General features: G+C 39.9%; 7 protein-coding genes and 1 tRNA gene. 6 read left to right on the forward strand and 2 right to left on the reverse strand.

All coding sequences use genetic code 11. The annotated features are described in order from the left end of the window. Positions 1-25 precede the first annotated feature (25 nt). Positions 26-116: transfer RNA gene (locus H4J56_RS11260), tRNA-Ser, on the reverse strand. Positions 117-419: 303 nt separating this feature from the next. Here H4J56_RS11260 and H4J56_RS11265 point away from each other — a divergent pair. Then, positions 420-1,871, forward strand: coding sequence for an MFS transporter (locus H4J56_RS11265; protein WP_182217415.1), 1,452 nt, complete (start codon positions 420-422; stop codon positions 1,869-1,871). Positions 1,872-1,954: 83 nt separating this feature from the next. Here the strand turns inward: H4J56_RS11265 and H4J56_RS11270 are convergent, their stop codons facing one another. Beyond that, positions 1,955-2,986 carry a LacI family DNA-binding transcriptional regulator gene (locus H4J56_RS11270; protein WP_182217413.1) on the reverse strand — a complete coding sequence of 344 codons (1,032 nt, stop codon included), beginning with the start codon at positions 2,984-2,986 and terminating at the stop codon, positions 1,955-1,957. 438 nt (positions 2,987-3,424) lie between these two features. Here H4J56_RS11270 and H4J56_RS11275 point away from each other — a divergent pair, with 438 nt between their 5' ends. From H4J56_RS11275 to H4J56_RS11295, 5 genes are all read left to right on the forward strand, one after another. After that, the gene (locus tag H4J56_RS11275; protein WP_182217411.1) at positions 3,425-5,929 is read left to right on the forward strand and encodes a glycogen/starch/alpha-glucan phosphorylase; all 2,505 of its coding nucleotides are present in this window, start codon (positions 3,425-3,427) and stop codon (positions 5,927-5,929) included. Positions 5,930-5,961: 32 nt separating this feature from the next. Beyond that, the gene (gene glgB, locus H4J56_RS11280) at positions 5,962-8,250 is read left to right on the forward strand and encodes a 1,4-alpha-glucan branching protein GlgB (RefSeq protein WP_182217409.1); all 2,289 of its coding nucleotides are present in this window, start codon (positions 5,962-5,964) and stop codon (positions 8,248-8,250) included. Beyond that, positions 8,250-10,403: a glycogen debranching protein GlgX gene (gene glgX / locus H4J56_RS11285; RefSeq protein ID WP_220465944.1), complete on the forward strand. Its 2,154-nt coding sequence runs from the start codon at positions 8,250-8,252 to the stop codon at positions 10,401-10,403. Before glgB ends, glgX begins: the two co-directional genes overlap by 1 nt. Positions 10,404-10,508: 105 nt before the next feature. Then, on the forward strand, positions 10,509-12,689 hold the full coding sequence (gene malQ, locus H4J56_RS11290) for a 4-alpha-glucanotransferase (RefSeq protein ID WP_182259326.1): 2,181 nt from the start codon (positions 10,509-10,511) through the stop codon (positions 12,687-12,689). A gap of 50 nt (positions 12,690-12,739) precedes the next feature. Then, positions 12,740-14,548, forward strand: coding sequence for an alpha-amylase family glycosyl hydrolase (locus tag H4J56_RS11295; protein ID WP_182172366.1), 1,809 nt, complete (start codon positions 12,740-12,742; stop codon positions 14,546-14,548). Positions 14,549-14,701: the final 153 nt, after the last annotated feature.

The following is a 14,701-nucleotide window of genomic DNA, read 5'->3' on the forward strand; positions in this document are numbered from 1 at the left end:
TTTCGATTAGCGGTTTTTCTTTGTTTGGCGGTGAGATAGAGATTTGAACTCTAGAAGGGCTATAAACCCTTGCTGGTTTTCAAGACCAGTGCTTTCGACCACTCAGCCATCTCACCTGAATGTCTTAAAACAATTGCTTGCTTCAAGACGGGGCAGATATTAAGACCTGCAATAGCATTTGTAAAGCACTAATTTTACTATTTCTTCTTTATGTTCGATAAATCAGCAAGTGTGCGAAAAAAACAGCTATTTAGCGATAATTTACCATTATTGACGATTTACACAAAAACTTTACCTGTATTTAAATAATAATATTACCTGTTTATATCATGCTGAATACGTATGTAATTTGTTGTGTCAGTTTTTTGGTTGTGATTATATAACTTCATCGTGTGTTACTCTCATAAGAAAAATAATAAATGAAAAACAAACCTCAACTCAGTTTTTGGCAAATATGGAATGTTAGCTTCGGCTTTTTGGGCGTTCAATTTGGCTTTGCTTTACAAAACGCTAATGTCAGTCGAATACTTTCAGACTTGGGTGCTGATCTGCACTCTTTATCTTTATTTTGGTTGCTCGCTCCTATTATGGGCTTACTTATCCAGCCTCTCGTCGGCGCAGCGTCAGATAGAACATGGAATAAGTTTGGTCGCCGTAACCCCTATATATTAATCGGTGCCATATGCGCAACTGTCGGTATGTTATTAATGCCAAACGCGCCGTTATTTGTCTCTGTTATCACACCAATGATTTTTGGTGCAATGATGTTAGCGGTTATGGACGCATCTTTTAATATCGCTTTTCAACCTTTTAGAGCGCTAGTGTCTGATATGGTGCCCGATAATCAAATGAACAAGGGTTATGCTATCCAAGCCTTTTTGATTAATATTGGTGCCGTTATCGGCTCTATATTGCCATTTGTTCTTACAAATGTTGTTGGTTTAGAGAACACCTCACAGCAAGGTAGTATTGCTCCATCTGTTGTTTGGGCATTTTATATCGGCGCCACGGTTTTATTAGGTTCGGTGTTATGGACGGTTTTTAAAACTAAAGAATATTCACCTAAAGAATATTATGAGTTCAAAGGAATGGATGCTGAACAGGTTGCCAAAGAACAAGCCATTGAAAAGTCGTTAATTGAAAAACTAACTGACTTCGTTGGCCTAATGAAATCTATGCCCGAGGTAATGAAGCGTTTAGCACTCGTACAGTTTTTCTCTTGGTTTTCTCTATTCATTATGTGGGTTTATACCATGCCGGCCATTGCTCAACAGGTTTGGGGCATAGATGTAAAGTGGTTTGACCCTACCTATATTAGCTCTGTTGGTGGTATTCCCAATGATATCGCTGCGGCAAAAGGCGCAGCTGGTGACTGGGTAGGTATTTTGTTTGCAGCGTATTCTTTGTTTGCGGCCTTTTTCTCAATTGTGCTGGCCAAGCTTGCCAATACCTTCGGCCGAAAAGCGGTTTACTCGTTTTCCTTACTCGCCGGTGGCTTAGGTTATTTAAGCTTTATGTTTATCAATAACCCTGAACCAACTTTAGTCAATTTATTGATCACTGAAATCACGGTGCCACAAGGCGCGGTTACTTTATTTATTCCTATGATAGGTGTAGGTATTGCTTGGGCTGCTATTTTAGCAATGCCATACTCAATACTTGCTGGTGCATTACCTGCCAACAAAACCGGTGTATACATGGGGATTTTTAACTTTACCATTGCCGCGCCACAAATTATCTCAGGAATTTTTGCTGGCTGGATATTAAATTCAGTTTTTGAAAACCAGGCAATAAATATTATTATCTTAGCGGGTGTCTCTATGGTACTTGGTGCTGTATCCGTTTATTTTGTCAAAGAAAAAAGCGAGTAACCTCTACTCGCTTTTGTTTGTAGGTTAGGGCTCTACCTAAAATTTGTTAGTGAAAAACTAACCTACATAAACACTATAAAACATCAATTGCCACTGCCACAAGATTGACGAACCACAAGTGTGGTTGCCATCAACTCTGTTTTTGCTTCTTCGCCATTCACTAGTGCTAAAAGCTTTTCTACTAATAACTCCCCTGCTAACATCGTATCTTGTTTAGCTGTAGTTAAGGTCGGAAAAGTAAAACTAGCAACCGGAATATCATCAAAACCAAACACGGCTATATCTTCGGGTACGCGCATATTGTGTTCTTGCAAAGCGCGCATCGCACCCACGGCAATTAAATCACTGGCCGCCATAATGGCATCAAAACTTTCACCACCCTTAATAAGGTTTAATGCAGCGTTATGGCCAGATTCTTCGGTAGAAATCGCGTCAAATTGAAGTTGGGTATTAACGACTAAGTCGTGATCAGTTTGCGCTTTACAATGACCTAAATAACGATCTAAAAATTCAGGAGAGCCCGTTGAAACTCCGCCTAAAAAAGCAAATTTTTTGCGGTTATTATTAATGACATGTTCGGTGAGTTGATAGCCTCCTTGGAAGTTATCGCAACCGACAGAGACAACATCGAGGTCTTTTACTTCAGCCCCCCAACGAACGAAATGGGTTTCTTGCTCTATTAACTGAACAAGCTTTTCTTCGTAATCGGTGTAGTCACCATAACCCAACAATATTATCCCGTCAGCTTTACGGGTATCTTCAAAGTCAGCATGCCAATCGTGGCTCATTTGCTGAAAAGAGACTAATAAATCATAGCCCTTATTACCACAAGCTCGGGTAATGCTGCCTAACATTGACATAAAAAAAGGATTGATTAATGAGTCATCGTTGGTTGGGTCTTCAAACAATAGCAAGGCAATGGTGCCACTACGTTGAGTACGTAAACTGCTGGCGTTTTTATCTACTTTGTAATTAAGTTCTTTGGCAATGGCTTGAACACGTAGCCGTGTTTCTTCATTTACTAACGGACTATTACGTAGTGCTCTTGAAACTGTTGACTGAGAAACGCCCGCACGATAAGCAATATCAAACGAAGTATTTTTAGCTTTAACCATTAAATTAACCAATAACTTATTAATAAATATACTACTTAGATACTAACTTAGCCCCCTAGCCTTGTATACCTTATTAAGAGTAAAGCAAAAAATTACTCAGCTGATAAACGCCGACTTCCATCAAATTTTAAAGGTAGCGAGTAAGTCATCACCCTGAACTTTTCATCAAGCGCCAATAATCATCAAAAATGCATACGTATGCATGGCAAATAGTGCATAAATCCATCATGCATACGTATGTAGTTTATTGCTCTAATTTCTAACATCGGCATAATTTAATCATCACGTTATTTATTGTGGAAAGAATTCGTACGACTGATGCAAATAAAAAATAAGGATGAATAAAGTCCTATATATACGCCACAGATTTTAAATAAACAGGAAATAAATCAAAACGTCAGCAACGAACAAGACGGTTTTTGATGATAAAAATTTATTATGATAAATAAAAAAATAAAAAGTAGCACAGCTGATATTACCGCCACTGACTTAAAAAAACGCATTCAGCACCATTTGAACAGTACCTTAGGTGATCGCGTTATTTGTGAAGACGCCTACAAAAATACACCACAAAACAAGCAGGCTTATTGGCAAGCGACATCAATGGCGCTTAATGAAATTATTATTGATAAACTGCAAGCAAGTAAGGTTCAACAAGCAAAATCAGCGACTAAAAGTATTAACTACCTGTCACTTGAATATTTGATGGGGCGACTACTTTCTAACAACTTACATAATTTAGATTTATATAAAAATACCGAAAAGGCCCTTAAATCACTTGGTTTTGATTTAGCCGATTTATGTGAAGAAGGGGCTGATTTAGCCCTAGGTAATGGTGGATTAGGCCGTTTAGCCGCATGTTTTCTTGATTCATTAGCGACACTTGATTACAACGCTATGGGTTACGGCATTCATTACCAACATGGTTTATTCAAACAAAGTTTTAAAGACGGACACCAAATAGAACAGCCTGATATGTGGCGTGAGTTTGGTAGTCCTTGGGAAATTTGCCGTCCTGAATCTACCCAGCTTATTCCCGTTTATGGTTATGTTGAACAACAAGCACAAGCCGACGGTAGTTTAACATCGGTTTGGCGTGCAGGAAAAATGCTCAAAGGAGTTCCTTGGGATATTCCTATCGTTGGCTATAACTCGTCAACCGTAAATGCTTTACGCTTATGGGAATGTCGCGCAGACTCTGCCTTTGACTGGGATACCCTTAATCAGGGTGACTATCTACAAGCGCACCACGATCAAGTCAATGCTGAAACAGTATCTAAAGTTCTTTATCCTAATGACGAACACGATGCGGGTAATGAATTACGCTTTATTCAACAGTACTTTTTCTGTGCTTGTTCAATTAAAGACATTATTAGTCGTTATCAGCTGCAATTTGGTCCACTTACCCAAGGAAGTAGTACAAACTTTGCTGAAAAAGTAGCGATCCAACTCAACGATACCCACCCTACCATTGCCATTTTAGAGTTAATGCGCGTATTACTTGATGAGTATGACTTCTCATGGCAAAACGCCTGGCAATTAGCCGGTAAAGTATTTTCTTATACTAACCATACCCTGTTACCTGAAGCGTTAGAAAAATGGTCTGTTTCATTATTTGAACGTGTACTACCACGCCATTTAACTATTTTATATCGTATCAACGAAGCATTTTTGAATGATGAAGTGAATGCGATGTGGCCAAACAACGAGGCAATGCGCGCTCGCCTTTCAATTATTGAAGAAGGTGAACAACGTAAAGTCCGTATGGCACATTTATGTGTCATTACTTCACATAAAGTTAACGGTGTTGCTCAAATCCATTCAGACTTAGTAAAAAAAGATCTATTCCCAGAATTCAACCAACTTTGGCCAGAGAAATTAACCAATGTAACTAATGGTATTACCCCAAGACGTTGGTTGAAATCATGTAACCCATTACTGTCTGAATTACTATCAAAGCACGTTGACGATGACTGGGCTAAAAACTTAAACAGCTTATCTTCATTATCAACCCTTGCTGATAATGCCAGTTTCCAAAAGAAATTCATGGCAATTAAACATCAAAACAAAGTGGCATTAACCACTGAAATTAAAACCTTAACCGGTATAGATGTCAGCCCAGAGGCCATCTTTGATGTCCAAATTAAACGACTTCATGAATACAAACGCCAGCACCTTAATTTATTGCATATCTTAGCGCTATACCGCCGTTTATTGGCTGATCCTGACTTACCTATGCAACCACGCGTATTTATCTTTGGTGCAAAAGCAGCGCCGGGCTATCAGTTAGCCAAAGAAATTATTTACGCAACCAATAAAATTGCTGAAAAAATCAATAATGACACCCGCATTCAAGACAAATTAAAAGTGGTGTTTTTACCTAACTATCGGGTCAGTTTAGCCGAAAAAATAATTCCGGCAGCCGATGTTTCAGAGCAAATATCAACAGCAGGTAAAGAAGCCTCTGGTACTGGCAATATGAAGCTCGCCCTCAACGGTGCCGTAACCATTGGGACTTTAGATGGCGCAAACATTGAAATAGCTGAAGAAGTTGGCGACGACAATATTTTCATCTTTGGCTTAACCGTTGATGAAGTTAAAGCCCTAGATAACAAAGGCTACAACCCTTATCACTTTTATGAAACGAATAATGAAATCAAAGCCTGTTTAGACTGGTTAGACACGGACTACTTTACGCCAGGCCATATGGGAGAATTATCTTCGATTAAACAAAGTTTCCTTGAAGGTGGCGATCCATACAAAGTGCTGGCTGATTTTGAAAGCTACAGTGACGCTCAACAAGACTTAGGTGTCGCTTATCAAGACAAAAAACGTTGGGCAAAAATGGCCATTTTAAATACGGCGTTGATGGGTAAATTTAATTCTGATCGCTCGATTGAAGACTATGTGAAAAACATTTGGTTTTTAACACCGAGCGCTTAAGCATTAATTATTAAGAAAACTGAGGAAAATATATGAGTTTATCTGTAAATGACATCAAAGCTTTAGTCAGCGCTTGCCATAAGACACCTTACGAGGTTTTAGGGTTAAATGCTGACCAAAACACTCGTTATTTACGGATCACTTGCTATTTTCCTCACCTTAACGATATTGACGCTGTTGAGATAATGGCCTTAGCCCCTAATAAAAAATCAGCGCAACTTAATAGTAATGAACAGATAAAATCATTAGGTAAGTTGGTGAAAGTTCATCACAGTGGACTTTACTCACTTAAGCTACGTCGTAAAAAATTATTCACTTATAAACTCAAGCTGACCTCTGCAAACGCATCATGGTTAATTGACGATCCCTATCAGTTTTCAGCTACCTTAGGGGAGCTTGATATTTACTTGCTGCAACAAGGTAATCATCAAAAACCTTACGAGAAATTAGGCGCTCATCTGCAAAATAAAACCCTTAATGGCCAAAAAATTCAGGGTGTTTCGTTTGCTGTTTGGGCACCTAATGCCAGTCATGTTTCTTTGCTTGGTGACTTTAATCACTGGGATGAACGTAGCCATGCCATGCAAAATATCACCTTGGGCGATGTCGCTAGTGGCTATTGGAATATATTTATCCCACAAGCGTCAGTTGGGCAACAATATAAGTATGCGATTAAAGACAAAAACGGTAACACGTTACCATTTAAAGCCGACCCTTATGGCAACCAAGCCCAATACCGACCTGACACAGCGTCAATTATCAGTGCAAAAGACAATTACCTTTGGCAAGACCAAGATTGGTTAGCCAAACGTGAAAAACGTAACAGTAGAAACGCTGCAATTTCAATTTACGAAGTCCATTTAGGCTCTTGGCGCCGAGATAAAAATAACGAATTTTTAAATTACCGTCAGATAGCTGACCAGCTTATTCCTTACACTTTATCAATGGGTTTTACCCATATTCAGCTAATGCCGGTCAGTGAATTTCCATTCGATGGTTCATGGGGATATCAACCGGTTGGCTTATTTGCACCAACAGCTCGGTTTGGTAATGAAGCTGACTTTCAGTATTTTGTTGATGCCTGTCATCAAGCCAATTTAGGCTTATTGATTGATTGGGTACCGGGACATTTTCCAAGTGATGATCACGGTTTAGCGACCTTCGATGGTACTCATCTTTTTGAGCATGAAGACCCCAGACAGGGATATCACCCCGACTGGAATACCCATATTTATAATTACGAGCGTGTTGAAGTTGCTAATTTTTTGCGAGCAAGTGCCCTGCATTGGTTAGATAAATACCATGTTGATGGCATTCGCGTTGACGCAGTTGCCTCGATGCTTTATCTCGACTACAGCCGCAAAGAAAATGAATGGATCCCTAACATCCACGGAGGCAGAGAAAACTTAGCCGCTGTCGACTTTTTAAAACGCTTTAACGAAGAACTCTATCAACAATACCCTGGTACATTTTCTGTTGCCGAAGAGTCTACGTCATGGCCGGGTGTTTCTCGCGCGACCCATGATGGCGGTTTAGGCTTTGGTTATAAATGGAATATGGGCTGGATGAACGACAGTTTACAATACATGCAGCGTGAATCTGTGCATCGTTGCCATCACCATAACGAACTTAGCTTTAGCCTAGTTTATGCCTTTGATGAAAACTTTATTCTGCCACTTAGTCATGACGAAGTCGTTCATGGTAAAGGCTCTATTTTACAAAAGATGCCTGGCGATGATGCTTGGCAACAGTTTGCCAATATACGCGCTTATTACAGTTTTATGTGGGCACATCCCGGTAAAAAGCTACTATTTATGGGCTGTGAATTTGCCCAAGGTAAAGAATGGGATCATGACCACGAACTTGATTGGCATCAACTTGACGTTCACTGGCACAGTGGCGTACAGCGACTGATTAAAGCGTTAAATAAGGTTTATTGCAACACGCCAGCACTCTATGAAAAAGATTGCCAAAGCGAGGGTTTTAGTTGGTTAGATCATCAAAACAGCGAACAATCAATTTACAGCTTTATTCGTTTTGGCAATGACGCCCAAGAGAATGCGGTTGTCGTGGTATGTAACTTTACCTCACAAACCCATCATAACGTTAAATTAGGGGTACCAAAATCGGGAGAGTACGTCGAATTACTTAACTCGGACGCTGAAATTTATGGCGGCAGTAACACCTTGAACCTAGGTATTTTACCGAGTGTAGAATTGGCCTGGCAAGGTCAGCAACACTATATAGACATTACTGTACCCCCGTTAGCGACAGCGATGTTTATCCTCAAAGATGTACGTTTACCACTTGAGGGTAAATAATGACAACTTGCGCAATTAACACTGCATACAAAGTAACTTCGGGGCGTTCGTATCCGATGGGTGCTTCACTGGCTAAAAGTGGTCTGGGCTGTAACTTTGCCCTATTTTCTGCACATGCAACAAAAGTAGAGCTTTGTCTATTTTCAGGTGACGGTAAATATGAACTACAGCGCATTGAATTACCTGAGTTTACCGATGATGTTTGGCATGGTTTCGTTGAAGGGATCGCAGAAGGTTGTTTATATGGCTACCGCGTACATGGTCCTTTTGAACCTCATAATGGCCATCGTTTTAATGCTAATAAATTATTGTTAGACCCCTATGCTAAAAAATTGCACGGTAGCTTTATCCGCAGCGACCTTAATTTTAGTTATGATCTAAAAAGCACCCAAAAAGATTTAACCGTTGATAATCGGGATAATTCGGCGACTATGCCAAAGTGTGTGGTTGTTTCACCATTACTGTTTAGTCAAACGCATCCACAAGTTCGTCGCCGTGACACCATTCTTTATGAATTACATGTTAAAGGCTTTACCCAACAAAATCCCGATGTACCCATTGAGCTACGCGGAACATTCGCGGGTCTTGCTAATAAAAAGGTTTGCCAGTATTTAAAGTCTTTAGGGGTAACCAGTATTGAACTGCTACCCGTGCAACAGTTTATTAATGAGGACTTTGTCCAAGACAAAGGGTTAACTAATTACTGGGGCTATAACACCATTTCATTTTTTGTTCCGCACGCCGCTTACTGCCACTCAGGTGAGGTTGGCGAGTTTCGTTCTATGGTTGAAACTTACCATGAAGCAGGTATCGAAGTTATTCTTGATGTGGTTTATAACCATACGGCAGAAGGTGATGAACTTGGTCAAACGCTGAGCTTTAAAGGCATAGACAATGCTAGTTATTATCGTTTACACCCAGCTGACAAACGCTATTATGAGAATTTTTCAGGGTGCGGCAATACCATTAATGTGCAGCACCCTCGTGTTATTCAACTGATCACTGACAGTTTGCGCTACTGGGTAGAAATCATGGGCGTTGACGGTTTTCGTTTCGACTTAGCGCCAGTACTAGGGCGCGATGCACCTGATTTTAAAGCCAACAATCACTTTTTTACCAGTATAAGACAAGATCCTATCTTATCAAGAGTTAAACTTATTGCCGAACCTTGGGATGTCGGTCATGGCGGCTATCAACTAGGCCGTTTTCCCAATAGCTGGTTAGAGCTAAACGATCGTTTTCGTGACTCTTGTCGACGCTTCTGGCGAGGTGAACAAGGCTTAGTTGCAGAGTTTGCTAAACGTTTGCACGGCTCAAGTGACATTTTTGAACAGCCCAGTCGTCGACCTAGTGCCAGTGTTAATTTTATTACTTCACATGATGGTTTTACCTTAACCGATTTAGTGAGCTTCAATAACAAGCAAAACAAGGCGAACGGCGAACAAAACCATGACGGCCATAACAGTAACTTTAGTAATAATTTAGGGACTGAAGGGCCAACCGACAATTGTAGAATTAGTCTTTTACGCCGCCAGCAAAAACGCAATTTACTGACCACCCTCTTTATTGCTCAAGGCACGCCGATGTTACTCAGTGGCGATGAACTCAATAATAGCCAGCGCGGTAACAATAATGCTTACTGCCAAGATAATGAAATATCGTGGCTAGATTGGCAAAGCCCACAAGCACAGCAAGAATCAGATTTTGTTAAAAAATTAATTGCACTGCGAAAAGCACATCCGCTATTAAACAGAACACATTATCAACACGGTGTAAAAGTAAGTGAACATACCGGTTTAGCTGATATCAGTTGGTTAAATTGTCACGGTAAAGCGATGACTAAAGACAATTGGCATGATCAATCCATCAAGTGCTTTGCAATGATGTTAGCCAATACCGAACGCTCATCTACTCCTGAACATCAGCAAGACGATGCCCTACAGATTATTTTTAATGCTCATCAGCGCAGTATCAACTTCTTATTGCCAGTACTTAACGGTTACTGGCAAGTGCTCATTGATACCGCTGTTGATAATCAAGAATACAGTTACGCTGACAAAAAATCGCCAAAAAACATTAGACACCCCGCTATTACTATTGCTGAACATAGCTGTGTGGTATTGCGGTATTTACATAGCCCAAAAGACAAATAGCAATACGGTTCTGCGTTAAGTAGTTGAATCGTAGATAACAAAATCACCACAAGCATTGGCAAAAGTATTCCTTTAGCCACTCAAAAAGAATAGAGTATTAAACTTATGAATTTGATAGAAAAACTTGCCGACCTAGTTGGCTTTCACAGAAGTTACACTGATAGTTATGGGCACCAAGTTCCGGCAAACGAAAGTGCTAGGCATAGCCTACTTTGTGCTATGGGTTATGACCTGTCTAATAACCATACTATCAATAACAGTATTACCGCCTTACAAGAAGATAGCTGGCGTAAAATGTTGCCTGGCGTCCATATTGCTAAGCTTGAAGAACACAGTCACACTATTATTATTAGCCTACCGGTAGATGAAAGTTTAAAAGTTACTTGGCAGATAACTACTGAGCAAAGCGAAATCTTAACGGGTGAAGTGTTGGTTAGCGAGTTAATTTTCCAAGAAAAAAATCAGCTTGCCGATAAAGAATATCGAAAGCTTGCCTTAACACTCCCTTTGTTATCGCAAGGTTATCATAAGCTTAAGCTGAGTTATGGCCAACAAACAGCAAGTTGTCATTTGATTTTTGCGCCTAAAACTTGTTATAGCCCACAGGAAGCCTCACCAGAAAAAATGTGGGGATATGCTGCGCAGTTATATTCACTCAAAAGTGAAAGTAATTGGGGAATGGGCGATTTTGGTGATTTAAAAACACTGGTTAAAAATTCTGCCGAGCAAGGCGCTGCCGCCATAGGTTTAAATCCGTTGCATCCCTTGTATCAAAATAATCCCGCACATCGCAGCCCTTATTCCCCGACCAGCCGTTGTTTTCTCAATAGTTTGTATATTGATGTTACCCAGGTACCTAACTTTTCCAGCTGCAAGGCCGCTCAACTTCGCTTTAACAGTGATGAATTTCAAGCAAAAGTTAACTTCGTCCGTAACACTGAACTTATCGATTACCCTGGCGTTGCTGATGTTAAATTTGAAATTATTGAATTACTCTTTGAAGACTTCATTCAAGCGAATAATGACCAGAATGTAAGCGCGACCTACCAAGAGTTCAGCGACTTTAAAGCCGAGCAAGGCGATGATTTATTACTGTTAACCACCTTTGACGCCTTATATGAGTATTTTAGAATGATTAATTCTAATGCTTATGGTTGGAAAATGTGGCCGAGTGAGTTTCAATCACCACATTCAGCACAAGTCGCTGCTTTTCAACAACAGCATGCTAAACGTCTTGATTACTTTGCTTTTTTGCAATGGCTAGCTCATCGCCAGTTAACTGATGTTGCCGCATTAACAGAACAAGCTGGCATGCCGATTGGTTTATATCTAGACCTTGCGGTTGGTTGTGACGGCTCGGGCGTTGATGTTTGGTCTGATAAAGATGTTTATGTGTCTGGTGCAGCGGTTGGTGCTCCACCCGATGCTATGAATACCTTAGGGCAAGATTGGGGGCTAACGCCGATTAACCCAGTAGCACTGCAGCAACAAGGATATTTACCCTTAATAAAGGCACTGCGCAGTAATATGCAATATGCAGGTGCTTTACGTATTGATCATATTTTAGGTTTAATGCGTCAATATTGGGTAGCGCCGGGCATGAAAGCCGATCAAGGTGTTTATATTACCTTTCCATTTAAAGATATATTGCGCATTATTGCCCTTGAATCTCGTCGTAATGACTGTGTGGTTATCGGCGAAGACTTAGGCACGGTGCCCGATGGCTTTAGTGAAATAATGGCCGCCGCAGGTTTACTATCATACAAGGTGCTATTTTTTGAGCGTTGGGAGTCGGGTTTATTTAAACGCCCGGAGTTGTATCCAGCCCAATCTATGGTAACAGTGTCAACACACGATTTACCTACCCTTACCGGTTGGTGGACTGGACGTGATTTACATTGGCGACAAGCATTGAATCTATATCCATCAGACGAAATGGGCCAACAAGAACGCCAAGCTCGTATACAAGACCGTAGCTTGTTAGTTGCAGCATTAGCAGACTTAGACGTTATCGATGTAACAAAAGCGCCGCAACAAAGTCCGGCAATAATTAATACTGAATTATCAATTGCCGTCCAGAAATATATGGCGAAAGCACACAGCCATATCCAACTTATTCCATTAGAAGACACCTTAGAGATTGTTGAACAAGTTAACATTCCCGGCACTATCGATGAACACCCTAACTGGCGTCAAAAATTACCGGTAACTATGACTGAGTTTTGGCAAAAAGATTCTGTTAAATTGCTTGCACAAGCGATGCAAAAAGCCAGACCAAAAAGCTAATATTAGTCATAATGTCGATTTTAATGAACACAATAATGGATGAGAATATAATGATAATAACAAATAGTACATTCACATTAAAAAAATCAAAGATTGCGCTACTTATCTTAAGTGGCCTATTTCTTAGCGCTTGTAATGAAACTAAGCCAATTCACATAGAAAAATCAGCCAGCTTAAGTGAGGCAAAAGCCTTACCACTTAAAAATGCTGACGATTTAGCTCCTTATTTAAATAGAAATATACAAGATGAAGTTTTTTACTTTGTTATGCCCGACCGTTTTTATAATGGCAACACCGATAATGACCAAGGTTCTAAGACCGACATAATATCTGCTGGTGGTTTTGATAAAGCCGACAAAGGCATGTATCACGGCGGTGACATTCAAGGTTTGCAGGCTAAACTGCCTTATTTGAAAGGTATGGGGATTAGCGCTATTTGGTTAACACCTATTATGCGTAATCAGGCCATGCAAGGTGATTCTTCGGGTTATCATGGTTACTGGATCTTAGACTTTAATGAAATTGACCCACATTTGGGCAGTAATGAAGATTTAAAACGTTTCATTAACGCTGCACATAAAGAGAATATAAAAGTATTTTTTGACATTATTACTAACCACACCGCTGACGTTATTAAGTATGTTGAATGTCACGGCGAAGATGGCTTACAGTATTTGATGAAAGAAAATGATGGCTGTTTATATAAAACACTTGCTCAAGTGGCAGCGGGTGATACTTATCAAGCCGTTATTCCTAAAGGCCAAGAAAACCTTAAATCACCCGCTTGGTTAAATGATAAAAAATATTATCACAACCAAGGAGATACAACCTATGAAGGCGAAAACTCGATATATGGCGACTTTAGTGGCTTAGATGATATTGATACTAATTCACCTGAAGTGGTTACAGGCATGACCGAAATATTCAAAAATGTCATCAGTGAATTTAAACCTGATGGTTTTAGAATTGATACCGTAAAGCACGTCAATATAGAGTTTTGGGCAGATTTTGCCCCTGCGCTTGTTGACCACGCAAAAGCGATAGGTATTCCAGAATTTTTTATGTTTGGTGAAGTATATAGTGGCGATGTTAAAGAATTAAGTGCTTATACCACAGTAGGTAAAATGCAGTCTGTACTTGATTTTTCCTTACAGTTTGCTTTACAAGACACCCTTATTAAACAGCAAGGAACACATAAACTCGTTGAGGTGTTCGAGAATGATGCTTACTATAATGACAGTGACAGTAATGCCAATCAGTTGCTTAACTTTACCGGTAACCATGACATGGGACGTTTTTCTGGCATGTTGAAAAGTAGTGATTTCAACTATAGCGAAGCAGAAATTATTCAACGCACCTTGCTAGCCCATGCGATGGTTTACTTTCTGCGTGGCGTGCCAATTGTCTATTATGGCGACGAGCAAGGTTTTGTTGGTGATGGCGGAGATAAAGACTCTCGCCAAGACATGATGCCTTCCTTGGTAGACAGCTACAACGATGATGATTTACTCGCAAATATTAAAACGACCGCTGATGACAACTTTGATGAAAATCATCTATTTTATAAGACATTTGCTGAGTATGCAGATATCTATTATCAATACCCAGCACTTAGGTTTGGCGAACAAAAATTCATAAATGCTGATAATAAGCCGGGGGTTTTTGCGGTATCTCGTACATTAAAAGACGAAGAAGAAATCATTATTGTCTTTAATACAGCAAAAACAGAAAAGTCTGTCGCGTTAGGCTTTACCCTCAAAAATGGCAAAAAAATATACCCAGCCTTTAAAAGTGATGAGTTTGTCGATGGAACATTAACCGTTCCCCCGTTAAGCTTTGCAATTTATCAGGTCAGGTAGCTGAAGGTTTAGTATTTTTTGCACAGATAAAGAAAAACCAAGGCGCTATGGGAGTGTCCTTGGTTTTTAATTTATTCTTTAATTAGTAAACTATTTCATTATTTGCTGTTTCACCTCCTTATCTTATTTAAATAAATGATTGAACACACCTTT

Source organism: Colwellia sp. BRX8-4 (assembly GCF_014077345.1).
GTDB lineage: Bacteria > Pseudomonadota > Gammaproteobacteria > Enterobacterales > Alteromonadaceae > Colwellia_A.

Coding starts and splice junctions, on each gene's coding strand:
- H4J56_RS11265 (WP_182217415.1), top strand. CDS start 420: ATGAAAAACAAACCTCAACTCAGTTTTTGGCAAATATGGAATGTTAGC.
- glgX (WP_220465944.1), top strand. CDS start 8,250: ATGACAACTTGCGCAATTAACACTGCATACAAAGTAACTTCGGGGCGT.
- H4J56_RS11295 (WP_182172366.1), top strand. CDS start 12,740: ATGATAATAACAAATAGTACATTCACATTAAAAAAATCAAAGATTGCG.
- glgB (WP_182217409.1), top strand. CDS start 5,962: ATGAGTTTATCTGTAAATGACATCAAAGCTTTAGTCAGCGCTTGCCAT.
- H4J56_RS11275 (WP_182217411.1), top strand. CDS start 3,425: ATGATAAATAAAAAAATAAAAAGTAGCACAGCTGATATTACCGCCACT.
- H4J56_RS11270 (WP_182217413.1), bottom strand. CDS start 2,986: ATGGTTAAAGCTAAAAATACTTCGTTTGATATTGCTTATCGTGCGGGC.
- malQ (WP_182259326.1), top strand. CDS start 10,509: ATGAATTTGATAGAAAAACTTGCCGACCTAGTTGGCTTTCACAGAAGT.